Raw genomic sequence first — 25,470 nt, forward strand, 5'->3', positions numbered from 1 at the left:
AGCAAATGAAAAAAGGTATTCACAAGCCGCTATTGCCTGTATTTTTACTGGCATTGCTGATGTGCTGCGTATTCCACGCTTCCGCGCAACAAACGATCGGCAATATTAAAGGCCAGATCACCGACACAGATGGAAACGCCCTGCCCGGCGCTTCTGTACAGGTAAAGGGTACTACCCAGGGTGTATCTACCAACACGGCCGGCAATTTTGAGCTGCAGGGCATAAAGGCAGGCAGCCATACCCTGGTTATTAACTACATGGGCTATACGGCGCTGGAAGTGCCCGTAGAGGTAACCGGCGGTAAAACCGTGGTGAAAGATTTTAAAATGTCGTCCAAAGCCACCAACCTTTCAACGGTAACGGTGTCCAGCGTAATGGAAGGACAGCAAAAAGCGCTGAACCAGCAAAGGAATGCCGATAACATCAAACAGGTGGTATCTGCAGATGTAATGGGCCGCTTCCCTGACCTGAACGTAGCAGAATCCATGCAGCGCCTGCCAGGTGTTACCATTGGCCGTAACAGCAGCGGGGAAGGTTCTACCGTGCAGCTCAGAGGCACTCCCGGCAACTTTACCAACATTAATGTAAATGGCGAACAGATCATGGGCACCGGCGAAAATGGCGAACGTAACGCCACCCTCGACCTTATACCTACCAACGTATTATCTTCCATGGAAGTAGTAAAATCCCTCACGCCCGATCTGGACGGCGATGCTATTGCCGGTGCTATTAACATGAAATCTCCTACCGCCACCTCACTCAAAACCAAGCTATCAGTAGATGCCGGTTTGGGTTATAACGGCTTGCGCAAAAAGTCGAACGGTATTGGTAACCTGGCTGTAGGTAAACGTTTTTTCCAGGATGAAGCCAATCCCAACGGGCGTTTAGGCATCATGCTAACAGGCAGCTATTACCGCACCACCAATGGTTATGATGAGGTGAATGCGCAGGTATGGCAGAAAAAAGATTTTGAGGACGGTAAAGGTGAGATCTACTTCCCTACAGATGTACGCTACCTTTTTGTTGAGAACCAGCGCACCCGTACCGGCGCATCCGCTACCATTGATTACAATTTTAGCCCGGTGACCAGCATTGTGGCCAACATCATGTACAGCGACCGTGATAATGATATTACCCGCTACCGCAAGCGTACCCGCATGCAAACCAGTAGAACAGATATGAATGAAGATGGCGAGTTTGTTACTACCCGGGGCCGTTCCTATAACGAAGTAAAAGCGGCCACGGAAGATAACATGAACATTAACTACAACCTGCAGGGCGAAACGCAGATAGGCCGTGTAAAGCTGGATGCAGGCGTGTTTTACAGCAATTCGAAGTTTGAGAACCGCGCCAATACCTTCAACTTTATTACGGGTAATATTCCGCTTACCATCCGCGATATTTCCAGTGATTACCTGCTGGCAACCGGTACGGACTGGCAGAATGACGCCTCCCTGTTTACTTACAATACCATTGAACGGGATTACTGGAACACAGAAGGCAAGAACTTTGTGGCCAAGCTGAATGCGCAGATCCCTTATAAAATAGGCAACAATGCAGCCATCTTCAAAGCAGGCGCTAAGGTAAAACGCATGCACAACCAGCGTTACAAGCTGCCCAATACCATTGTAAGCTCTTATACAGGTGATGCGGCCGCAGGTAAGCTGACCAACTTTTCCGGCCTTACGCAGGTAGATGATCACCTGCTGGATGGTAATATGAACTTTGGTTTGGGAGTAGACCGTGATAAGACGATCAACTACTTCAACGAAAATGAGAACCTGGACAATGGCATTTTTACACAGGATGCTTCCGGTACCCGCATCAGCCAGGATGCTTATTACTATGATGCCGTGGAAACCGTTACCGCCGGTTACCTGATGAACCGTATCCAGTTCAACAGGGTAATGCTGCTGGCCGGTTTGCGTGTGGAAAGAACGTCTGTGGATTATAAAGGCAACATCATAACACAGGATGCAGATGAGCTGTGGGAATCTACCACGCTTACGCAGAAAAAGAACAGCTACACCCGTTTCCTGCCTAACATCCAGGCCAAGTATGATCTTACAAAATCATCCCTGATCCGCGGCGGTTTAACATTCGGCTATTCCCGTCCTAACTTTGTAGACCTGGTGCCGGGCCGTATTGTCAGCATCCTGAACGAAACCATTACCGATGGTAACCCGGAGCTGAAGCCCGCATTCTCTACCAACCTGGACCTAATGGCGGAAAAATATTTATCTAACCTGGGCATTCTCTCCGCCGGTATTTTTTATAAGAAGATCGACAAGTTCCAGTATAACAGCGTAACCACGCTTAACGGTAATGAATTTGAGGGCGCGGATAAATATGCCAACTGGCGTTATTACCAGATCCTGAACGGTAACACAGCTAATGTATACGGGTTAGAGCTGAACGCACAGGCCAACCTCACCTTTTTGCCCGGTTTCCTGAAAGGCTTCACTGTATTTGCCAACTATACTTACAGCCATTCCAATGCAGATGCCCAGTTCCGCAAGGACCTGCGCCTGCCGGGTCAGGCCACGCACACGGCCAACGCATCCCTGGCGTATTCGCTGAAAGGCTTTACCATTCAGGGTAACCTGAACTACAATGGCTCTTACATTGTAAGCCTGGGTGAGGATGCAGAGACAGATGTGATCCGTGATGCACGCACCCAGATAGATGCCAACGCATCTTACCAGATCAGCAAACGGTTTACCATATACGTAGAGGCGCAGAACCTGACCAATGCGCCGCAGCGGGCCTATTTCGGGCAAAAGAACCGCATCTACGAAAAACAGTTTTATTCCTACTGGGGACGGGCAGGTGTAAAATTCAGGATGTAATTGGAATCCCATTTAAGACACAAAATATAACGTAAAACCATGACAGAGTTATTAGCGGAACAGTTAAAGGTACAGATCTACGAGAGCAGGAAAGCTATGGGGCAGGCGGCAGCGGAAATGGCAGCTGCCTGCATCCGGGAACTGTTACAAACGCAGGGAACAGTGAACATTATTTTTGCCGCAGCAGCATCCCAGAACGAGTTCCTGGAAGCGCTGGTGCAGCAGGACATTAACTGGCAGCAGGTGCAGGCTTTTCACATGGATGAATATACCAGCCTGCCGGAAGATGACAGCCGCTTGTTCGGTATTTTCCTGAAGGAAAGGATCTTTGGTAAGGTGCCCTTCAAACAGGTGTATTATATTAACGGGCAGGCTGCAGACCGTGCTGCGGAATGTGAGCGGTATGCAAAATTACTGCAGCAATACCCGGTAGATATTACCTGTATGGGTATTGGCGAGAACAGCCACCTGGCCTTTAATGACCCGCATGTAGCGGATTTTAACGATCCGCAGCTGGTAAAGATCGTGGACCTGGATGAAGCGTGCAAGCAGCAGCAGGTAAATGAAGGCTGTTTTGAAAATACGGCGCAGGTACCCGTAGATGCGTTTACGTTAACCATACCGGCCCTGCTGAAAGCGCGTTACATTTTTTGCATGGTGCCCGGTACCTCTAAAGCAGAAGCGGTATTTCATACGCTGAACGATGATATTTCAGAGGAATATCCATCCACCATCCTGAGAACACATGCCAACGCAGTGTTGTTCCTGGATAAGTCCAGCGCAGAAAGGATCGTACCTGCAGGCACAGCCCGCTGATTATTAGCTGAAGAAGCATGAAATTTAGCAGGAAACCTTTAAAAATATATACATGGAACAGCCTTTAATTGAAGACCTGTCAGTGTATCACCAGCTGACCGGCAATTTGTTCAAATGGCCGCAAACCGCCGCTGAGTGGGAACCATACCGGCTTTCAGATGAGCAGGTAGCGCATTTTAACGAGTACGGTTATGTGAGTAATATAAAATTGCTGGAAGAATGGCAGGTGGATCAGCTGAATGAAGAGCTGGCAGGTATCACAGATCCTGCGCATCCCGGTAATGAGCTGTTTTACGAGTTTTCCTCTAACGAATCATCCGATGCTAACACGGTATTATTTCATGCATTGGGCGCCTGGCGTATTACAAAAGGGTTTCACGATATTTTGTGGAACCCTGCTTTTGTAATGGCAGCCAGCCAGCTGCTGGGCAATAAGGCCGTACGTTTCTGGCACGACCAGCTGTTTTGCAAACCTGCCCGGCATGGCGGGGTAGTGGCCTGGCACCAGGATTATTCCTATTGGACACGTACCACTCCTTTGCAGCATTTAACCTGCTGGGTAGGGCTGGATGATGCCACTACGGAAAACGGCTGCCTCTATTATGTGCCTTACAGCCAGCACTGGGGTTTGCTGGACAAACCGGAGCTGGCAGGCGATATGGAAGGCGTGCTGGATTACCTGACACCGGAACAGAAAGCCGCTTTTAAACCCGTTCCTATTGAGCTGAAGGAAGGTTATGCTGCGTTCCACCACCCTTTAATGGTGCATGGCTCGTATGCGAATAGATCGGAACGTTCCCGGCGGGCATTTGTGCTAAATGTATTTGCAGATGGTACTTTATCCAATTCAGATCAGGAGCTGCTGCCTAAAACACCGGGCATACCCAAAGGCGAAAAAATGAAAGGGCAGTTTTATCCGCTGCTATTTGACCCTGCGGTGCAGCTGTAAAACAGATCAGCAACCCGACTAAAAGGTTTAGATGAAGATATTATTCTTTTGCCCCCGCTGGGGCCATGCACATGTACCCTGGAATGTATTTGTCCAACAGGTAAAAGCAGCCGGGTACGACGGCGTAGAGACCGATGTACCGGCTGATGAAAAGGAGCGGGGCCAGATGCTGGAAGCGCTTGCAAAACACGGCCTGCTGCTGGTAGCACAGCACTGGGAAACCGTAACACCGGATTTTGACGCACACCTGCCGGCTTACATGGAAAGATTGCAGCGCATGGCAGCTGTATCACCCCTATGTATAAACGCACAAACGGGGCGTGACTTTTTCACCATGGAGCAGAACGGACAATTAATAACAGCAGCAGCGCAGGTAGCTGCAGCAACAGGCATACCGGTATACCACGAAACGCACCGCAGCAAGTTCAGTTTTGCTGCGCATGTTACTGCTGCGTACCTGCAGCAATTCCCCGGCCTGCAGCTAACGCTGGACCTTTCCCACTGGATAGCGGTAGCAGAAAGTTTTTTGCAGGAGCAGCAGCCGGCCGTAGCGCTGGCTGTTAGCCGTACGCGTCATATCCATGCCAGGGTAGGGCATACCCAGGGGGCGCAGGTAAGCGACCCGCGCGCACCGGAATGGGAAGCTGCATTACAGGTGCACCTGGATTGCTGGGATGAAGTAGTGCGCATTAACAAACAGGCCGGCCTGCAGCAGCTAACGGTAACGGCTGAATTTGGACCGCCCCCTTATATGCCGCTGCTGCCTTACACACAGCAGCCGGTGGCCAGCCAATGGGATATAAACCTTTACATGAAAGCCCTGCTGAACAGCAGGTATAATCATAACCCCTTTGCATGAAAAAGGAGAACAGGATCACGGAATCACCCTCGCATTACCGGCACATAGAGCAGATGTCTACAGAGGAAATTGTGCGCTCCATTAATGAGGAAGATCAGAAAGTAGCGCTGGCAGTAAAAAAAGTACTACCTGCTGTTACGGCGCTGATAGAAGCCGCCTCCTTGCTGCTGGTAGCAGGCGGCCGCGTTTTTTATATGGGCGCCGGTACCAGCGGCCGTTTAGGCGTGCTGGATGCCAGTGAATGTCCGCCTACCTATGGGGTAGATGCAGGTATTATTAACGGGCTGATGGCCGGCGGGGATGCAGCGCTGCGTTTTGGGATCGAAGATGCGGAAGACAGCTATAAAACCGGCTGGCAGGACCTGCAGCAGTATAACATACGATCCAATGATTTTGTAATAGGCATTGCCGCCAGCGGTACTACACCCTATGTAGCAGGCGCGTTGCAACGATGCAGGAAGCATAACATTGCCACAGGCTGTATTGTATGCAATCCCGGATCGACGGTGGCCAGCCATGCGGATTATCCCATTGAAGTAATAACAGGCCCGGAATTTATTACCGGCAGCACCCGCATGAAAAGCGGCACTGCGCAGAAAATGGTGCTGAACATGATCTCCACCGCTCTTATGATACGCCTGGGCCGCGTGCAAGATAACCGCATGGTGTACATGCAGATCACCAACGAAAAATTAACGGACCGTGGTACGCGTATGTTAATGGAAACCGGCGGCATCGCTGATTATGAAAAGGCAAAGGCATTGCTGCTGCAATACGGCAGCGTGCAGGCGGCATTAACAAACCTGTAAACAAACGGAATGGCAGTAGCAGTAAGCATGCAAGACAGCACCACTACCGGTAGCGGCTATAGGAAGAACCTGCTGCTGATCGGGATCTTCTTTTTTATTTTCGGATTCATCAGCTGGATCAACGGCACTTTAATTCCTTACCTGAAAATAGCCTGTGAGCTGGAGGAGTGGCAGGCTTACCTGGTTACTTTTGCTTTTTATATTTCCTATACGGCTATGGCCATACCAGCCAGCCGTTTGTTACAGCAAACCGGTATGATCAGGGGCATGAGCGCCGGCTTATACATTATGGCCGCCGGTTGCTTACTGTTTGTGCCGGCAGCGCTTACCCGCAGCTATGGCCTGTTCCTGACCGGTTTATTTTTAACCGGCGGCGGGCTTACGCTCTTGCAAACAGCCGTTAACCCTTACGTTACTTTACTGGGGCCCGCGGAAAGCGCGGCACGCCGTATCAGCATTATGGGCATTTGCAATAAAGTGGCCGGTATACTGGCCCCGCTGATCATGGGCAGCATTATCCTGAAAAATTCCGGAGGCCTTATCAGCGAGCTGGCGCAAATGAATGAAGTGCAAAAAAAGCTGCGCTTAGATGAGCTGGCGCATGATGTAATACTGCCGTATTGTATACTCACAGCCATACTGGTGCTGGTAGCAATTTTACTGCGCTTTGCACACCTGCCGGATATTAAGCCGGCAGCGCCGGAAACTGCTGTTACCGCGCCTTTAACCGGCAGTATGCGTTTTCTGCCGGGGTTTACCGCCATCTTCTTTGCTGTAGGTGCGGAGGTGCTGGCCGGTGATACCATCGGCAATTATGGCCTGTACCACGGCATTAGCCTGGATATAGCCAAGAACTTTACCTCCTATGCATTGTTTTGCATGATGGTAGGTTATATTGCAGGCGTGTGGGCCATTCCGCGTTATGTATCACAGCAAAAGGCTTTTTATGCATCTACCTGGCTGGGGCTTATGCTAACGGTGCTGGTTATACTATTACCTGCAAAAGCCTCTATTGCAGGCGTAGCATTGCTGGGGCTTGCCAATGCCATGTTATGGCCTGCCATCTGGCCACAGGCATTAAAGGGACTGGAAGGTAAAGCGCTGGCCCGCGGCTCCGCAGTGCTGATCATGGGCATTGCCGGCGGCGCGCTGATGCCTTTATTGTATGGCTGGCTGGCCACTGTTTTTAACAATCAATACGCTTATTGTATATTAATACCGGCATACGGCTTCCTGGTCTATTACAGCAATGCAGGAAAGAAACAAGCTAAATAACCTTACATGACTAACAAAACGGGCCATTACCGCTGGGCTATTTGCAGCCTGCTGTTTTTTGCAACCACCATCAATTACCTGGACCGGCAGGTGGTGGGCTACCTGAAACCTATACTTGAAAAAGAATTTAACTGGACAGAAACAGATTACAGCCATATAGTAATGGCCTTTACCGCAGCCTATGCCTTCGGGCTGCTGCTGTTTGGCCGCGTGATAGATAAGCTGGGCAGCAAGCTGGGATACAGTATTTCCATTGCCATATGGAGCATTGCCGCTATGCTGCATGCCGTGGTAAAGACCACGCTGGGTTTTGGCATTGTAAGGGCCAGCCTGGGTTTGGGCGAATCCGGCAATTTTCCTTCCGCCATTAAAACAGTGGTAGCCTGGTTCCCTAAAAAGGAAAGAGCGCTGGCCACCGGTTTTTTTGATTCGGGCGCCAATATTGGCGCGGTACTGGCGCCGGTGGTAATTCCCTGGCTGCTGGGCGTGTATGGCTGGCAGGCCGCTTTCATTATTACCGGTAGCTTAGGCATTTTGTGGTTAATAGCCTGGCTGTTCATGTATGAGGTCCCTGCCAGGCATAAAAAAATAACCTCGCAGGAGCTGGCGTATATTGAAAGTGATGCAGATCCTTTAACGCCGCAGGGACAGGGCGTTTCCTGGTTTAAGCTGTTTGGGCTGAAACAAACCTGGGCATTCATTATTGGTAAGTTCTTTACAGATCCTATCTGGTACTTTTTCATGTACTGGCTGCCTTCCTATTTTTCCAGCGCCTTTCACCTGGACCTGAAAAAGCCTACACCGCCATTGATCATTATTTATACAGCCGCCACAGTAGGCGCTTTGGGCGGAGGTTATCTTTCATCCATGCTCATAAAAAAAGGCTGGCCGGTGTATAAAGCGCGCAAGTATGCGCTGCTGGTATCTGCCTTAACCGTGCTGCCTATTTTTGCTTCGCGGTACACGCAGGATATCTGGGTAGTGGTAGGATTGATCAGTCTTTCCATTGCCGGTAATGCTGCGTGGAGCGCCAATATCTACACTATTGTATCGGATATGCTGCCAGGTAAGGCAGTAAGCTCCGTGATAGGTATCGGAGGCATGGCCGGCGCTATAGGCGGGGTGCTGTTTCCCATGGGTATTGGCGCAGTGCTGGACCATTACAAAGCGCTGAATAATATTACCGCGGGGTATAACATTATATTCATCTTTTGCAGTCTTTCCTTTTTACTGGCCTGGCTGCTGATCCACTGGCTTACGCCGAAAATGGAGCCGATAGATTTCTAAGCATAGCCCCCGATTCATAACATAATGATAACCTGACCAACTTTTCTTTTGCAGTAATTTGGCCGCTTCTGTTTAAGTACATAAACGTAGCAAAATTATTGTATCATGAATTGGAATTGTAAACGTATAGCCCTGGCCGTAACGCTGGTGCTGACCGGCGCATTTGCAGCCCGGGCGCAAAAGGCAAAGTATGTAGTGATGATCAGCATTGACGGCCTGCGCCCGGACTTTTACCGCGAAGCTACCTGGCCCACGCCCAACCTGCACTGGCTGGCAGCAGAAGGTGTTTCTGCCGACGGTGTAAGGGGAGTGCTGCCTACTGTAACCTATCCATCCCACACCACCATTATGACTGGTGTAATGCCCGCCCGCCATGGCATTTATTACAATACCCCTTTTGAGCGCGAAGGACAAACCGGCCGTTGGAACTGGGAAAATAACCTGATCAAAACAACTACTTTATGGCAGGCCGTTAAGCAGAAAGGCGGCACCACTGCTGCGGTACACTGGCCGGTAACCGTAGGCGCTACCTATATAGATTATAACCTGCCGGAATCGCCCAAAGGCAAGCCGGGTGAAGATCCTTTAAAACCCATGCGTGACGCATCTACTCCCAAAGGTTTGTTTGAAGAAGCAGAAAAAAATGCAATTGGCAAGCTGGATACAGCAGATATAGGCGGCGACTACCTGAGCATGGATGAAGATATCGCCCGCCTCACATCTTACCTGGTACAAACCTACAAACCCTCCCTTACCACCGTGCACCTGGTTTGTGTAGACCATTTTGAGCACCTGGGCGGCCGTCAGGGGTTAGGCGTAGACAGGGCTATTGCCAATGCGGACCGCGCCGTAGGCCACATTATGGAAGCCGTGGAAAAAGCCGGCATTAAAGACAGCACTGTGATCATGATAGTAGGAGACCATGGTTTTGTAGACATCCACACATTATTTGCACCCAATGTATGGCTGGCAAAAGCCGGCCTGATGGAGGATAAAAAAGACCGCGGCAACTGGAAAGCTACCTTTCACGCACAGGGCGGCAGCACCTTCCTGTACCTGAGAGATAAGAACGACCAGCAAACGCTGAATAAGGTAAAAGAGGTCTTAAGATCTATGCCGGCCGCTCAGCAAAAGCTGTTCAGGATAGTAGAAAAAGAGGAGCTTACCAAAATAGGCGCTGACCCGGAAGTGCAGCTGGCACTGGCTGCCAAACAAGGCATTGCATTTAGTGATGCTGCAGGCGGAGAACCGCTGAAACCCGCCAAAGGCGGTACCCATGGCTATTTCCCGGACTTTCATAATATAGAGACCGGCTTTATTGCCTATGGACCTGGTTTGAAAAAGGATGTGGTCATTCCTGCAATGGGTTTGGAAGATATTGCACCGCTGGTAGCGCATTTAATGGGGCTTACCATGCCGGGTGGGGAAGGAGTGGAGTACCCGGGTTGTTTTAAGGATAAATAAGTGGTGAACTGATTTGTAATAATCAAGCCTGATCCGGAAAATAATATTTAAGGCTATAATTTAATCCTGCAATTATTTAATCCTTAAAGTCGGATTGATTTCAGGAAAAGGCAATCATTCCGACCTCAGGCTCTTCACTGGATCTGCAATGGCAGCTTTAATAGCCTGGAAACTGACAGTAAATACAGTTATGAGGGTGGCTGCCACTGCCGCCAGTACAAATGGTGTAGGGCCTATTGTGATCCGGTAATCGTATTTCATCAGCCAGTTTTGCAAATAATGATAAGCGATCGGGGATGCGATCAGGCAGCTGATCAATACAAGCAAAAGAAAATCTTTTGAAAGCAGCAACCATACCTGGGGAACAGAAGCGCCAAGTACCTTGCGTATGCCAATTTCTTTGGTCCGCTTTTCTGCCAGATAGGATGCTAAGCCAAAAAGGCCTATACAAGAGATTATGATAGCCAGCGAGGCAAAGAGGCCTGCGAGTTTTCCGATCAGCGATTCAAAATCGAATTTTGACGCGTAGCTTTCATTCACAAAGCGGTATTGAAAGGGAATGGTTGGGTTATAACGATTGAACACCGGGGCAAGTTTTGTGAGCGCTGTATGTGTATTAACGTACGGTGATAAACGGTAGGTCACTACGTTTGACCAGCTTGGCTGGTAAATAAAAATAGTCGGAACCGAACCCGAAAACGGCGACAACATTAATGCATCTTTAACCACGCCGATAACCGTAGCCTGTTGTTGCACGGTGTGCCAGGTGATAACCTGGTTGATTGGATCTTTGTACCGCATGCGCTTGACAGCCGCTTCATTCAGGATGACGCTCAGGGAATCCGCCCCAAGATTGCCGGTGAAATTTTGTCCGTTCACTATTTTCATACCCAGCGTTTTAAAATAATCCGCATCAGATACACCGATAATCGCCAGGCTTAGGGTTTCTCCGGGCAGCCTGCCAGACCAGTCCGTTACGCTATTACTGGCCCAAAGGTCGGTAACCGGGCTGGATGATTTGGTAACACTGCTTACGACGCCGGTGTTCAACATTTCGTTTTTAAAGGCTTCATAATTGCGCGTTAAATCTCCGGTAGCATCGGTCATCAATAAACGGCTGGCGTCATATCCCACCGGCCTGTCCTTGGCATGCTGTATCTGCTGGTAAATAATGATCGTGCTAATGATCAGCGCAATAGAACAGGTGAATTGCACCACCACCAGTACCTTCCGGGGAATGTGACGGCCCTTGCCTGTTTGCATAGATCCTTTTAGAACTTTCACCGGGTTAAAGGAGGACAGGTAAAACGCTGGTCTGCTTCCGGCAAGCAGGCCTGTAAGCAGGATGTAGCCTGCCATGGTCAGCCAAAACAAGCCATTATTAAAAGGAATGCTGATAGTTGAATGGGTAAGGTTGTTAAAAGCCGGGAGCGCCAGTATGACTAAAAGCAGCGAAAGCAAAAATGCCACTACGGTTAAGGTCATGGATTCGGTCAAAAACTGCAAAACCAGGTCTTTACGGCGGGAGCCGATGGCTTTACGGATGCCTACTTCGCGTGCCCTTTTTTCTGAACGTGCTATGGAAAGATTCGTGAAATTGATACAGGCAATGACCAGGATGAGGATCCCGATGATCGCGAACATCTTCACATAATCTATCAGGCCGCCAGTGACTACTCCATTCCTGTACTCCGAAAATAAATGCCAGTCCTTTAAAGGTTCCAGGAACAGCTCAGCTTTTGTTTGCGCAAAATATTTCGGACTATGCTTAACCAGCATTCCCTTTATTTTAGGGGCCAGATCTGCATAAGAAATATTAGGCTGCAGGGCAACAAAGGTCTGGAAAGAATTATTGTTCCAATCATTAAGTGAATTTTTAACCCCTTCATCAGTAGCCGAATAATAGGCAAAAGGCACAATAAAGCTAAACTGAAATGTAGAATTGGCCGGTACGTCTTTCAGGATACCGGAAACACGCAGATTATGAAAATTATCGATGCGCACTATTTTGCCCACAGGATCTTCCTGGCCAAATAAGACAACCGCCGTGGTCTGTGACAGAACAATGGAATATGGATCGCTCAGCGCAGTACCTGCATTACCCTGAATAAACGGATATTGAAAAATTTTCAGGAAGTCGCTTCCTGCCATTGCTCCATTAACGTTTATTCTTTTATCGCCAACGCTCAGCAGATGCTGGCCCATCCAGTCGGTTTGTGCCACATATTTTATCTCCTGAAAATCTTCTTTCAATGCCTCCGCCAACGGTAAATTGGTGGAATTGGAAGTATTGATCTCGCCGTTGTTATTCACATTATATCTTACCTTGTAGACATGTTGGTAACCAGGTATAAAGCGATCATAGGAAACCTGGACATAGACCCACAAGCCGATGAGCAGGGCTGCGGCCATTCCGGAAGCCAAACCCAGAATATTCAATGCACTGTATACTTTATTGCGGCTGATCTCCCGCCATGCAGTCCTGAAGTAAGTCTTTAGCATTTGAGCCAGGCGGCCAAAAAAATGCCAGAGATTATCCAATTTGATAATCAATCAATTATAATAACCTTTTCCGTTCACCTGTTCGATAATGAACAATAAATCGTTCATTTATAAAACAGTTACAACTAAATGATAAAAGGCTGATACGTAAATGTGCGTCAGCCTTTTTAAACAATTATGTTTAGTATGGATCTTTCTTTACCTTATTAGACTTATTCAAACTGTCTCTTTCATGAAATTTCTTTATTCTTCGCTCCCATGTTGCTTTCTGCAACCTGAGCCTTCCTTCTTTTGAACAACGAAAAACTAACGACAGCATGAGTATCAAAAGACATAATAATAGATAAGTTCTAAGTAAGCGCATGCCAACTTTTATTAATTACTCCGCATGCTTTTTCAGCCACTCCACTCTCCGCTGATCCGGCAAATGTTTCACCGTAAAACTTTCAAACGTAGCATCAAAGCCATTGCCATCCGGGCAGGCAGCCATTAACCCTACCATTACGGGGTGGTTATCCTGCAGCGGCGCATTGCGCGTCATAATATAGTTCTTATCATCAAAAGAGTAATAGATCTCCACTGCATCTAACTTCCTCACTACTTTTATCCAGATGAAGGGCGGAACCTTATCCAGCGTTATCACACTCCAGTCGCTGGTTTTATGCGTAACCACAGAGCTTACATTTAATTTCCCATCCACAAATTCAACCCCGGCCTTGATCCAGTTTTCATGATCTGCGCGGATCATCAAACCCATCTGGTCAAAACGGGCTTTGTAAGCACCGGTTAATTTTACTTTTGCTTCAAACTCTCCACCATAAGTGGCATAATAGAACGGGGCATCATCTACTGTGAATCCATAATGGGAGATGCGCCAGTAATCGCTTTGCGGCGTTACCGTCATGCTCAGGCTATTGTTTTTGATCTCCCATTTTTCCGGTTCGTTGAACCATAACATTTTGTTGAGGCTCTGGGCTAATGTAACTTGTACCGTACATACCGTGAGGATGCTTAAAATAGTTTTTTTCATTTTTGATGCTTTTAATTAGGCTGTTCGTCTATAGAACAAAGATGGTTATAAAAGGCCGGATTTAGTAGCGGGCAGGTTTAGACGTGGAGTAGCGATAAACATTAAACAGGCTGGCATAGCGGAATGTACGCCAGCCATCCTATTTACCAGTTCAGGAAATTTTTTATTTTCGGATGGGTCACTAGCTTATAAAGTATGCCAACAATAGCAAGGATGTTTATAATCCATGCAGCCATCAGCAGGTTACTTGCACCCGGCCAATGCTGGATCTTGAAAACCGCAGCTGTGAAGTATAACAGGAAGCTGATAAACAGGAGAATAATAAAATGTTTGAGTTTCATGGGTAAAATTAAAGCATTGCAATATAGATAAATATTTCCATGTCTTGCAGTATACAGCTTTAAGTTATAAAATTGCACTCATGAAAAAGGAATTGCATTGCGCGGGATTAATCGTTGTAAAGGACAGGCAATTGCTGCTGGCTTTCAGCAATAACAAACAAGCCTGGTACCTGCCCGGCGGTAAGGTAGATGCCGGTGAAACCGCCGTGAACGGCCTGCAACGGGAAGTAGCGGAAGAGCTGAACATCCACATTCCCCTGGAAGAGCTGCAATGGTATCATCATATTTCCGCACCTGCTTTTGGTGAAAACGGGCTGCAAATGCAGCAGGACTGTTTTATACATGCGCTTACACAAACACCGGTACCCTCTTCAGAGATCGGTGCGGTAAAATATTTCAGCCTGGCTGATTATCAAAAGGAGCCGCAGCAGGTGCCGGGCGTATTAATAGCTTTTGAAAAATTAAGGGAAGATGGTTTGGTGGATTAAGCACACTTATTTAAACTGGTAATACACCAGCGCCACAGCGCTCACCAGCATCAATATAAAAGTTAATACGCCCAGTACATTCGATAAAGTGGTATTGGTATGTTTGCCCATGATCTTTTTATTGTTGCAGATATGGATGATGATAGCGATCATTACCGGCGCCGTTAACCCATACAACACTGCCGTGTACAACAATGCATGCACCGGGCTGATACCCGAAAATTCCAGCAGCAAACCTACCAGCAGCGCAATAATAATAGAAATATAAAAACCTTTGGCCTGCTGGAATTTTTTGTCCAGCCCCTGCTGCCAGTTAAATGCTTCCGCCAGTACATACGACATAGAGCCCGCTAATACGGGGATAGCCAGGAAGCCGGTGCCCAGCACTCCCAGGCTAAAAAGTATGTAGGTGAGCTTACCGGTGAGTGGTTCCAGCGCTTTGGCCGCCTGGTCAATGGAAGTAATATCCCGCACACCTGCTTTATATAACACGGCGCCGGTAGTAATGATCATGAAGAACATCACCAGGTTGGAGAAGAACATACCGGTGTTCACATCTGTTGCCATATCGCTGAGAATGCGTTTATTCACCACCACTTTTTTTTCTTGTTTCATATCCTCTGCTTCCATGGTGGCCTGCCAGAAAAAGAGGTAAGGCGAAATAGTAGTACCCAGTATGGCTACCAGGATGAGCAGATATTCCTTATCCGCGTGAAAGGTAGGAATAAGGGTATGCTTACCGATATCTTTCCAGTCTGCATGCACCATAAAAGGTACTATCATATACAGGAACAGGGTAATGCACAGCCATTTCAGGATGCGGGTAATTTTGCCATAGGGGTATTTAATGATCACGAACAGCAGCGCGCCTGTAAAAATGATGCTGAATGCCCATGCCGGGACACCCGGCAGCAGCAGGTTGGCCACAGCGCCCATGCCCTGTATATCTGCGCCGATGTTTAAAAGAATAGCCGGGAAGCTGAAAAGCATCATGGTATATAATATAACCCTGGGATAATGTTTACGGAGAATGCCCGATAAGCCTTCCTTTGTTACCATACCGATGCGGGCGCACATGCCCTGTATTGCAGCCATTAATGGAAAGGTGATCAGGGCCGTCCACAGGGTCGCAAACTTAAAACCTGCGCCGGCCTGTGTGTAGGTAATAATGCCGGAGGGATCATCATCACTGGCGCCGGTGATCAATCCGGGCCCTAATATTTTCAGGAATCTTTTAATGCCCGATTCCCTGGTGGTTTTTTTATTCAAATGAATGGTGTTAAAGTGGAATGTATGAATATCAGAAGGCAATTCATATACCATTCCTGCGAAGAAGGGTATTTACAGGGTTACAGCCCGGTAATACATTTAAACTGAGTAAGTTATTCTACAATTCAGGTAGTCGGTAGGGGCGAATACCGCTTTTAGCGCCTATGCAGGTGTGTTTGTAAAATTGCGTAAGGACCGGTGTTCATTCGCTATCTTTTTTCGGCTGATATGTTTAAATTAGTGAAAATTATAAATGTAACCGGGGATGAATATACAAACCCTGCTTCCTCCTCCTTCCATTGCCCGTTATGTAAGTGATATTGTGGTCATTGAACATGATCATGTGCTGCATGAAACTGTGCTGCCGCTCATCGCCAGAGGGTATCCCAGCATCACCTTCCAGCTTACGGACGGCCCTAAGCAACCGGATAACCTGGTGCTGTACGGTCAAAATATTAAACCCATTGAATTGCATATAGCCGGACAGGTGACCGTGATCGCCTATTTCCTGTACCCCTTTGTATTAAAGCCTTTATTTGGATGGCATGCCCGGGAGCTCACCGACCTGGGTATTGACCTGAGCCTTTCAGAACCTGCCAGGGGCATGCGCCTCAAAGAACAGCTGCTGAATGCCACAACTTTAAAGCAGCGTTTACAGCTCATGGACAGCTATGTGTTAAAGCTTACGGGTATTAACAACCCTGATGTAAACAACTCCATTTCCTTTGCTACGCAGGTGATACAGCAAAGCAAAGGGATGGTATCCCTCACAAATGTACAGAAGGAGCTGTATGTAACAGAACGTACCTTGCAGCGTATGTTTGAGCTGCATGTAGGCGTTTCTCCCAAAACCTTCAGCCGCATTTGCCAGTTCCATTCCGCGCTGCAGCAATTGAGCCGGGGCCAGTTTACAGGCATGGCGGATGTGGCCTATGCCAATGGCTATGCAGACCAGAGTCACCTGATCCGCGCATTTAAAGAATTCACCAACCACACTCCCCTGGAATATTTAAAAGAAGCCAGCGATTTTGCCGGCTAAAAATACCCCTTTCCAAAAATGTCGGGTTTGTTCTATCCCATGGGCGCAGGGTGCTGTTACTTTGTATGCATAAAACAACGAAGTATATGAGAAAATTAGTAGTATCAACCTGGATGTCTTTAGACGGTATTTTTGACGCAGAAACAATGGGGCAGTGGTTTAACCCTTATGACAGTGTAAGCCGGCAAACGTATATCCGGGACGGTATCCTGGGCAGCGATGCCATTCTTTTTGGCCGTAAGACCTTTGAAATGCTGGCCCCTTACTGGTCTGCACAAAAGAATAATGAAATGGGCGTAGCCGCTAAGCTGAACAGTGTGGATAAATATGTAGTGTCTGCCACCCTGCAAAAAGCGGAATGGGAAAACTCCACTATTATTAAAGATAACCTGGCAGCAGCCATCACGCAATTAAAACAGCAGCCCGGCAATGAGATCCAGGTAGAAGGGAGCGCCATCCTGGTAAGGTCCCTGGCAGAAGCCGGTTTAGTGGATGAATACCGTTTCCTGGTGCACCCGGTTATAGTAGGCAAAGGAAAGCGCTTTTTCCAGGATGGCCTGTTCCAGGGATTGGAGCTGATTGATACCAAAACACTGGACCACGGCGTGCTGGTGCTGTATTACCGCCCGGTGAAAAGCAAATAGACAGCAGTCAGGAATTATCCGGCAGGAAGATTGCGGGTAAAAGATCCGCAAACCCGTAAAAATGAGAACTCACTATGTAATAAGGGGCATGCTGCTGGTATGCCTCTTTATAAATACTCATCTTCTTTATGCGCAGTCTTTACTCGGCATACAGGTTATTTCAAAAGGAACGCCCGATGCCTTTACCCCGCAAAGGTTTGTTCCTGAGCAGCCGGTAATGGCTGCCCTGCAGCAGCTGCCTGCAGCTACCCTGCCTTTTAACCCTGCGGATATTAACATCCGCATCACAGAACGGGGCTGCGTGGTGGAAATTCCGCTTGGCGCTGATGAGCAGCTGTACGGTTTTGGTATGCAGATCAATTCATTTAACCAGCGGGGGCTGAGGGTACGGCCTGTTACAAATGACAGCCCTTTGGGTAATGTAGGTTACACGCATGCGCCGGTGCCTATGTACGTATCCAATAAAGGATATGCAATATTGATCAATACCCTGCGCTATACTACCTTTTATTGTGGCAGCAACCCGCGGCGCAGGGCAATAGCCGCCGCAGACAGCGCAGGAAATAATACACCGGCGCTCAGCACTGATGCGCTTTACATGAGTAAAGACCAGGATAAGGGAAACATGATCGTGGATATTCCCGGCGCCCGGGGCATTGAAATATACATTTTTGCAGGGCCTGATATGAAACAGGCCATACAGCGCTATAACCTGTACGCCGGCGGCGGCGTGCTGCCCCCGCTTTGGGGCCTGGGCATCAAATACCGTGTGAAAGCGGATTTTAACCAGCAGCAGGTGCTGAAAATGGCCGCTTACTTCCGCGATCATAAAATTCCCTGTGATGTATTTGGGCTGGAACCCGGCTGGCAAACGGCCTCTTATTCCTGCTCCTACGTATGGAATACCAAAAAATTTCCACAGCCTGAACAGCTGGCTGCAGATCTGCGGCAACAGCACCTGCATGTGAACTTATGGGAGCATGCTTTTGTAAACCCGCTATCGCCATTATACAAACCGCTGGAGCAGCGGTCGGGCGACTTCCCGGTGTGGAAAGGGCTGGTGCCTGATTTTGCGGATAGCCTTACCCGTAACATTTTTGCCGCTTACCATGATACCGCTATAATAAGCAAAGGTATTTCCGGTTTTAAGCTGGATGAATGTGACAACTCTGACCTGGGCAGCGCAGACCGTACCTGGAGCTTTCCGGAGGCCAGCACTTTCCCTTCCGGCATTACAGGAGAACAAATGCACCAGGTATTCGGGAACCTGTACTTCCGTAGCTTTTACCAGCTTATGCAGCAGCATGATCAGCGTTCTTACTTTGATATCCGCCAGCTGGGCGCTTTTGCATCTGCTTACCCCGCGGTGTTGTACAGTGATATTTATGAGCACGACGATTACATCCGTATGATCCCTAACTCCGGTTTTTGCGGCATCTTATGGTCGCCGGAAGTGCGGGAATCCGGCTCTGTAACAGAACTGGTGCGGCGTACGCAAACCGCGGTTATGTCTGCACAAACAGTATTTAACAGCTGGTACCTGAAAAATCCGCCCTGGCTGCAATACAATACTGCGCGTAATAATGCCGACAGCCTGCTGCCGGAAGCCACCCAAACAGAGCAAACCATCCGCCAGCTCTTTAACTTCCGCATGCAGCTGGTGCCCTACCTGTATCATGCGTTTTTCCAGTATGCACATAATGGTATTCCGCCTTTTCGCGCGCTGGTAGTGGACTATCCGCAGGATGCCAATGTATATAATGTAGACAATGAGTATATGATAGGCGAAAGCCTGCTGGCAGCGCCGCTTACCGGAACAGATTCCGTACGCGCTGTATATCTGCCGGCAGGGGACTGGTACGACTTTAATACCCACCGGAAATATAGCGGCGCCCAAACGTATACCATTCACTGCGGCTTTAACCAGCTGCCCATTTTTATAAAGTCCGGCACCTTGCTGCCATTAGCCGATCCGGTGCCTTATTTAGATGCCGCACAGCCTTTCAATATTACCTGTTATGCTTTTGGCCCGGGGAACGCTACGGCAGGCCTGCTGGAAGATGACGGTGAAACATTCGCTTATAAGCAGGGAAAATATAACCTCATCACATTATCCTGGAAAAATGGCCATGGGAGCATGCAACGCAGGGGACCGCTGAAAGCGGGCATGTACAAGATCAGAAAATGGGTGCCGGTACTATAACCCATTCATCATTTTCTTTCCAGGGTCTAAGCGAAAAATATTATTTTATGCGATTATTATGTAAAGACCCAACTTATATTTTAATCCACTAAAATGAAAATACCGATCGCTTTGCCTGGAAAAATTGAAAATTTTGCACTGGGCGCCTTAATTGTCGCCGGAACAATTATGCCGGGCTGCCGGCAGCAGCAGGGCCCTGTTGACAAACGGATCAAAAAAATGGATACTGCCTTAACCGCACATCTGGCAGATTCCATTACCGCTGCTGTAAAACCTGAGCTGGCAGAAGGGCTCTCCCTTAAGCTATGGGGTATTGATTCCCTGGTGATCTCACCGATTGCCATTGATATTGACGATCAGGGCAAATTATACTATACCACCACCAACCGGCAAAAGCATTCTGAATTTGATATCCGTGGCCACCGGGACTGGGAAATACCTTCCATTAGCCTGCAAACGGTGGAGGACCGGCGTGCCTTCCTGCATAAAGAGCTGTCGCCGGAGAACAGCAAAAAGAACCTTTGGCTGGATGACCTGAACGGCGATAGCTCCCATGACTGGCGCGACCTGACCGTGGAAAAGGAAAATGTATACCGGATGGAAGATGTATCCGGCGATGGAGTGGCCGACCTGTCGCAGCTGGTGGTAGATGATTTCCATGATGAGGTGACCGATGTTGCCGGCGGTGTGCTAAGTGATGGCGATGACCTGTATGTGGCCGTAGCGCCGGACCTGTGGCGCATGAAAGATAAGGACCATGATGGCATAGAAGATGAAAAAACATCCATCTCGCATGGTTATGGCATACATGTAGGCTTCAGCGGGCATGGTATGTCAGGCGTTGAAATGGGCCCGGATGGCCGCATCTACTGGCAGATAGGCGACATTGGCTTTAACGGCAAGGGGCCCGACGGGCAAAAATGGGAACATCCCAACAGTGGCGTAATAGCCCGCTCCAATCCCGATGGCAGCGACTTTGAGATCTTTGCCTACGGTGTGCGCAATACGCACGAATTTGCATTTGATGAATACGGAAACCTGATCAGTGAAGATAATGATGGCGACCACCCCGGTGAAAAAGAACGTCTGGTATACATTGTGAACGGCTCTGATGCCGGCTGGCGCAGCAACTGGCAATACGGTAAATACCGCGACCAGGATAATAATACCTATAAGGTATGGATGGATGAAAAAATGTACCTGCCCCATTTTGAAGGACAGGCAGCTTACATTACACCCTGCATCAGCAACTTTGTAAGCGGGCCCGCAGGCTTTGTATATAACCCCGGTACTGCTTTGGGAGCAGCATATAAGAACACCTTTTTTGTAGCGGAATTTGTGGGTAACCCCGCAGGTTCCGGCATACACGGTTTTAAGCTAAACCCCAAAGGCGCCACCTTTGAGCTGGGCGAACATAAAAAGGTATTGGGCGGCATACTGGCCACCGGCCTGGATTTTGGCCCGGATGGCGCGCTGTACGTAGCCGACTGGATCGATGGATGGGATACACATAACTATGGCCGCATCTGGAAGCTGGACGATAACAATGCCGCATCCACGGCTATACGTAAAGAAGTAAAGGCTTTACTGGCAGAAGATTTCAGCAAACGTAAAGAAGCCGAATTAGGAGGCATCCTGAAGAACCCGGATATGCGGGTACGGCTGAAAGCACAGTTTGAACTGGTAAAACGTAAGGATAAGGGGCAGGCCATATTTGAGCAGGCGCTTAAACAAACGGATAACCAACTGGCACGGGTACACGCTATCTGGGGCATTAGCCAGCTGGGCCGGCAGGATAAAAAATATGCTGCTGTACTGGTGCCGGTGCTGAAAGATAATGATCCCGAGATCAGGGCACAGGCGGCAAAATGGCTGGGAGATATCCGTTACACTGATGCCGGCGCCGCGCTGCTGCCGTTATTAAAAGACACGGCCAGCCGCGTACGTTTTTTTGCAGCAGAGGCATTGGGCAGAATAAAGTATGAACCGGCTATACAGCCCATCATCGGGATGCTGGCCGATAATAATGATGCAGATACCTATCTGCGGCACGCAGGCTGCCTGGCTTTAGCCCGTATTGGCAAGGCAGAGTCGGTGATCGCATTATCCACCAACCCTTCCCGTGCATTACGTATAGCCGCTGTGGTAACGCTGCGCAGAATGGCTAACCCCGGCATAACCGCCTTCCTAAACGACCAGGATGAATTTGTAGTAACAGAAGCGGCCCGCGCTATTAATGATGATCTTTCCATTAAAGAAGCATTGCCCGCACTGGCCGGTTTATTAAACACCACCCGCTTCACCAATGAAGCCTTGCTGCGCCGTGTGATCAATGCCAACCTGCGCGTAGGTACCGATACTGCAATGAAAACGCTGGTGCATTACGCGCTGAAAGAAGGCGCCCCTGCAGCTATGCGGGCAGAAGCTATTGATGCATTAAGCGTATGGGCCAAACCTTCTGTGCTGGACCGGGTAGACGGACGTTTGAGAGGGGAGATCAAAAGAGATGCAGCGCCGCTGGTAAATGTATCAGCAAATGCGCTTACCGGTTTATTAAAGAATAAGGAGCTGCCCGTAAGGCTAAGCGCTGCAAAAGCTATCAGCAAGCTAAATATTAAACAGGCTGCGCCGGAATTGCTGGCCGTACTGAAAACCGACCGTGAGCCTGCCATGCGGGTGGAAGTGCTGCAGGCGCTGGTAAGCTTACAGGATCCCGCTGCAGAACAGGCCATTAAGCTGGCCATAGCAGATAAAGAAAAAATAGTACGGGTAGCAGGGCTGGACCTGCTGGAGAAAATGAACATCCCTAAAGAGCTGATGGTAACCCTGCTCGCAGATGTGATCAGCTCCAAAACAATGGAAGAAAAACAGGCGGCCGTATTAACACTGGGCAAATTACCGCTTACCTATTCCAGTAAAACGTTTGAAGACCTGCTGAATAAAATGGGTACCGGCAAATTAAGCCCGGACATTTACCTGGAGCTGGGCGAAGCCATTGACAGCACCCGCTCACAGCCTTTAATAGCCCGTTATAAAGAGATCAGCAGCAAGCTATCAACCAATGACCTGATGGCCTCATACAACAGCTGCCTGCTGGGCGGTGATCCTCACAGAGGCCGGCAGATCTTTTTCAATAACCAGAACTCACAGTGTATGCGCTGCCACTCTTACGACGATAGGGGAGGCAATGCCGGCCCGCGTTTGAACGGGGTAGCCAACCGCATTTCAAGGGAGCAGATCCTGCAGGCGCTTATATCGCCCAGCGCACGCCTGGCGCCTGGTTTTGGCATGGTAACCCTTGAGCTGAAGGACGGTAAAAAGCTAACCGCCATCTTACAGGAAGAAAGTAAGGCAGGGTTAAAAGTAAAAGAAGGATTAGAGCCGGTGCGTACCATACCCAGTGACCACATCGTGAAAAAGGAATATGCACAATCCAGCATGCCGGATATGAAACTGATCCTTTCTAAAAAGGAGATCCGCGATGTGGTGAGCTTCCTGGCTGAACAAAAAGGAGAATAAATAAACCATCCTAAAAGGCGTTGCCTTAAAGAATGTGAAATGTAAAATTTTAAATCATAACTATAAAAGTAAAATGCCGCGAAGCCGAATAGGCCTATGTTCGCGGCATTTTACTTTTATAGTGATCCCGTTCATAAAGTCTTTTAAATGGTCTCTATGAACCTCTTTCGCCGGTTTATGATTTTACATTCTTATCAAAAATAGATATCTACATAATCCACTACATTATTGCCTTCACAATTATCCATTTCCTGTAAGCGCCAGTATTTGCGGTCGCCTTTGGCTAAAAAATGATAGGTGCCGGTTTTATCACAAACTTCTCCGTTGTTATTATCATTGGTCCTGGTCTGGATCTTACCTTCAAAAAGCAGCTCGCGTGCAGAGAGCACCTGCAGGGTACCGGTAATGGTGGCAAATTCAGTTCTATCCGCACTGCGCTGTTCTCCCTTAATGGTATAAATATTATTCTCCTTTTTGTCTATCTGCACTTTCCCCGGCGTGTTCCAGCCTATCCATTGCAGGGTGAAATTATGCACGCCTTCCTGCAGGGGCTCCTGCTGCGCATGCGCACAGTAGCTGATAATGAGTAAAAAAAGTAAAGCGTAAATATGCTTCATAAGTAATCGGTTTTTTGGGTTTCGTTTAGCCTGGAATAAAGCAAATATAGAGCCGAAAGCGGAAAGGGGAAAGCACAAAGCATAAAGCTTGAGGTCTAAAGCATAAAGCAGGAAAGTGCGGTGGGAAAGCTTTTTGCTTTCTGCTTTCTGCTTTGAGCTTTATGGTACCCGCGGGCTGGTAAAAGTACAGGGTACTATTGAAGGCCATCCCTTTACCAGCGCATTTATGGCGTTAGGGAACGGTACGCATAAGCTGCCGGTAAAAGCTGCTTTGCGTAAGCTGATCGGGAAAGAGGAAGGCGCAACAGTAACAGTGAAGCTGGAGCAACGGTTATAAGCCGCAGCGCAGTATCCGCCATTGTTGAAAAGATATATCCACCATAATTTTAGGCGTACCCGCTATAATCAGCGGTCATTAGCGTGCTACGCTCAGTGAACGGGGTTGCTGCATAATATACACGTTGCTCTTAGCATGATTTTGCAGGTCGTCCAGGTCATTTATGAAAAGTGATCTCACCTGTTTTAAAAGGCTTACATCGTTTGCCCTGGCATTGGTAAGAATGTGATAGTACTCTTTTATATTTTGAAAAGCGTGCAGCAGTTTTTGCGATTTAGTACGGTCGCCTTTAGTAGCCAGGCAGGCCCGGTATTGGCAGGTAAGAAAGGTAGCAGTATCCAGTAACAGAGCCCTGAGTTCCGATAGACTGTCAGTGTCGGTACATCCTGCATTTTCCAGGCGTTGCTTTATAAATGATAAATACTCCATGTACATTTCAATTCGTACCCCTTCATATTCAATAATCAGACCGGTCATAACCAGGGGTGTAAATTGATGTTAAATTAACCGTATATGCATACAGGTGGTTAATTATCCGCTAAGGGAAAAGGACGTTTTGTGGAATAATTTCCCTGGGGCCAGCGTAGCAGCAAAATTTAGCCGGCATGTGCCGTTGCAGGCATTAAACACCAGCTCTTTGGGCGCATCAAATTCACGCACATATACAAAAGCGGTCTTTTCGTTTGTTGAATGAGCTATCATTTTTTTCGTTTTTTTTTCCAGGTATTTATCCAGTGAGTTAAATTGTGTGGTCCAGAACTGTTTGCAGTGATCTACCCAGGCAACCACTTCGTTTAGCTTGTCCAGCTTTGCTTCACAGTACCTTTCCCGGCCCTGTTTTTTAATCAGGATCAAACCGCATTCCGTCAGTATCCTTACGTGCACGGATACTGCCTGGCGGCTTATATCAAAGTTCTCTGCAATCTCGTTAAGGTTCAGGGATCGCTGCGCCAGCATCTCTATGATGTGCCGGCGGGTAGGGTCGGCAATTGCCTGAAAAACATCCCGTTTTATTTCCATTGGTATGCAACCATTTGATTGCAAATCCTTTTTGGGCGTGCCCTCCGGGCCGGGCTTTCCGCTTGTAGTCCTCGCTGCGCTGCGGGCTACCGCTGCAATCCCTCACGCAGCAGCGGCACAGCTTCGCGGCGTTCAGCATTCGGCATTCAGCGT

General features: G+C 48.4%; 21 protein-coding genes. 14 read left to right on the plus strand and 7 right to left on the minus strand.

Annotated elements, in window-relative coordinates:
* The first annotated feature begins 5 nt into the window (after positions 1-5).
* From BMZ54_RS07640 to BMZ54_RS07675, 8 genes are all read left to right on the plus strand, one after another.
* Positions 6-2,849, plus strand: a complete 2,844-nt coding sequence (locus BMZ54_RS07640) for a TonB-dependent receptor (RefSeq protein ID WP_089908687.1) — start codon at positions 6-8, stop codon at positions 2,847-2,849.
* A gap of 39 nt (positions 2,850-2,888) precedes the next feature.
* Positions 2,889-3,665 (plus strand): 6-phosphogluconolactonase, encoded by a 777-nt coding sequence (locus BMZ54_RS07645; RefSeq protein ID WP_202909177.1) that lies wholly within the window; start codon positions 2,889-2,891, stop codon positions 3,663-3,665.
* Between the two features lie 52 nt (positions 3,666-3,717).
* Positions 3,718-4,614 (plus strand): phytanoyl-CoA dioxygenase family protein, encoded by an 897-nt coding sequence (locus BMZ54_RS07650; RefSeq protein ID WP_089908689.1) that lies wholly within the window; start codon positions 3,718-3,720, stop codon positions 4,612-4,614.
* A gap of 31 nt (positions 4,615-4,645) precedes the next feature.
* Positions 4,646-5,473, plus strand: a complete 828-nt coding sequence (locus tag BMZ54_RS07655) for a TIM barrel protein (protein WP_089908690.1) — start codon at positions 4,646-4,648, stop codon at positions 5,471-5,473.
* A complete protein-coding gene (murQ, locus tag BMZ54_RS07660) occupies positions 5,470-6,282 on the plus strand; it encodes an N-acetylmuramic acid 6-phosphate etherase (RefSeq protein ID WP_089908692.1) in 813 nt (270 codons plus the stop codon). Before BMZ54_RS07655 ends, murQ begins: the two co-directional genes overlap by 4 nt.
* A 9-nt stretch (positions 6,283-6,291) precedes the next feature.
* On the plus strand, positions 6,292-7,557 hold the full coding sequence (locus BMZ54_RS07665) for a sugar MFS transporter (RefSeq protein ID WP_202909178.1): 1,266 nt from the start codon (positions 6,292-6,294) through the stop codon (positions 7,555-7,557).
* Between the two features lie 6 nt (positions 7,558-7,563).
* Positions 7,564-8,844, plus strand: a complete 1,281-nt coding sequence (locus BMZ54_RS07670; RefSeq protein ID WP_089908695.1) for an MFS transporter — start codon at positions 7,564-7,566, stop codon at positions 8,842-8,844.
* A 105-nt stretch (positions 8,845-8,949) separates the two neighbouring features.
* Positions 8,950-10,308: an alkaline phosphatase family protein gene (locus BMZ54_RS07675; protein WP_089908698.1), complete on the plus strand. Its 1,359-nt coding sequence runs from the start codon at positions 8,950-8,952 to the stop codon at positions 10,306-10,308.
* 114 nt (positions 10,309-10,422) lie between these two features.
* On the opposite strand, the gene BMZ54_RS07680 is transcribed toward BMZ54_RS07675, so the two are convergent.
* The 3 genes from BMZ54_RS07680 to BMZ54_RS33130 form a co-directional block, all read right to left on the minus strand.
* Positions 10,423-12,849 carry an ABC transporter permease gene (locus BMZ54_RS07680; protein WP_238386527.1) on the minus strand — a complete coding sequence of 809 codons (2,427 nt, stop codon included), beginning with the start codon at positions 12,847-12,849 and terminating at the stop codon, positions 10,423-10,425.
* Between the two features lie 340 nt (positions 12,850-13,189).
* Complete coding sequence (locus BMZ54_RS07685) at positions 13,190-13,840, minus strand: DUF1349 domain-containing protein (protein ID WP_089908700.1); 651 nt, start codon at positions 13,838-13,840, stop codon at positions 13,190-13,192.
* A 143-nt stretch (positions 13,841-13,983) separates the two neighbouring features.
* A complete protein-coding gene (locus tag BMZ54_RS33130; protein WP_089908703.1) occupies positions 13,984-14,181 on the minus strand; it encodes a hypothetical protein in 198 nt (65 codons plus the stop codon).
* Between the two features lie 80 nt (positions 14,182-14,261).
* Between BMZ54_RS33130 and BMZ54_RS07695 the strand changes: the two genes are divergently transcribed.
* Positions 14,262-14,669, plus strand: a complete 408-nt coding sequence (locus BMZ54_RS07695) for an NUDIX hydrolase (protein ID WP_089908706.1) — start codon at positions 14,262-14,264, stop codon at positions 14,667-14,669.
* Positions 14,670-14,675: 6 nt separating this feature from the next.
* Here BMZ54_RS07695 and BMZ54_RS07700 read toward each other — a convergent pair whose 3' ends face one another.
* Positions 14,676-15,938, minus strand: coding sequence for an NRAMP family divalent metal transporter (locus tag BMZ54_RS07700; protein ID WP_238386528.1), 1,263 nt, complete (start codon positions 15,936-15,938; stop codon positions 14,676-14,678).
* Between the two features lie 265 nt (positions 15,939-16,203).
* On the opposite strand from BMZ54_RS07700, the gene BMZ54_RS07705 reads away from it, so the two are divergent.
* The 4 genes from BMZ54_RS07705 to BMZ54_RS07720 all read left to right on the plus strand — a co-directional run bounded on the left by BMZ54_RS07705 (position 16,204) and on the right by BMZ54_RS07720 (position 23,343).
* Complete coding sequence (locus BMZ54_RS07705; RefSeq protein WP_089908710.1) at positions 16,204-16,977, plus strand: AraC family transcriptional regulator; 774 nt, start codon at positions 16,204-16,206, stop codon at positions 16,975-16,977.
* A gap of 86 nt (positions 16,978-17,063) precedes the next feature.
* Complete coding sequence (locus BMZ54_RS07710) at positions 17,064-17,621, plus strand: dihydrofolate reductase family protein (protein ID WP_162277495.1); 558 nt, start codon at positions 17,064-17,066, stop codon at positions 17,619-17,621.
* Between the two features lie 61 nt (positions 17,622-17,682).
* A complete protein-coding gene (locus BMZ54_RS07715; RefSeq protein WP_089908717.1) occupies positions 17,683-19,824 on the plus strand; it encodes a glycoside hydrolase family 31 protein in 2,142 nt (713 codons plus the stop codon).
* Positions 19,825-19,917: 93 nt separating this feature from the next.
* Positions 19,918-23,343, plus strand: a complete 3,426-nt coding sequence (locus BMZ54_RS07720) for a HEAT repeat domain-containing protein (protein WP_089908720.1) — start codon at positions 19,918-19,920, stop codon at positions 23,341-23,343.
* Positions 23,344-23,537: 194 nt separating this feature from the next.
* Here BMZ54_RS07720 and BMZ54_RS07725 read toward each other — a convergent pair whose 3' ends face one another.
* Positions 23,538-23,960, minus strand: coding sequence for a hypothetical protein (locus BMZ54_RS07725; RefSeq protein ID WP_089908722.1), 423 nt, complete (start codon positions 23,958-23,960; stop codon positions 23,538-23,540).
* A 115-nt stretch (positions 23,961-24,075) separates the two neighbouring features.
* On the opposite strand from BMZ54_RS07725, the gene BMZ54_RS07730 reads away from it, so the two are divergent.
* A complete protein-coding gene (locus BMZ54_RS07730) occupies positions 24,076-24,297 on the plus strand; it encodes a DUF1905 domain-containing protein (RefSeq protein WP_089908725.1) in 222 nt (73 codons plus the stop codon).
* Positions 24,298-24,375: 78 nt separating this feature from the next.
* Here BMZ54_RS07730 and BMZ54_RS07735 read toward each other — a convergent pair whose 3' ends face one another.
* Positions 24,376-24,774, minus strand: coding sequence for a hypothetical protein (locus BMZ54_RS07735; RefSeq protein WP_089908728.1), 399 nt, complete (start codon positions 24,772-24,774; stop codon positions 24,376-24,378).
* A gap of 54 nt (positions 24,775-24,828) precedes the next feature.
* The gene (locus tag BMZ54_RS33515; RefSeq protein ID WP_143080933.1) at positions 24,829-25,317 is read right to left on the minus strand and encodes an ArsR/SmtB family transcription factor; all 489 of its coding nucleotides are present in this window, start codon (positions 25,315-25,317) and stop codon (positions 24,829-24,831) included.
* Between the last annotated feature and the right edge of the window lie 153 nt (positions 25,318-25,470).

This window comes from Chitinophaga rupis (assembly GCF_900109685.1).
Lineage (GTDB): Bacteria > Bacteroidota > Bacteroidia > Chitinophagales > Chitinophagaceae > Chitinophaga > Chitinophaga rupis.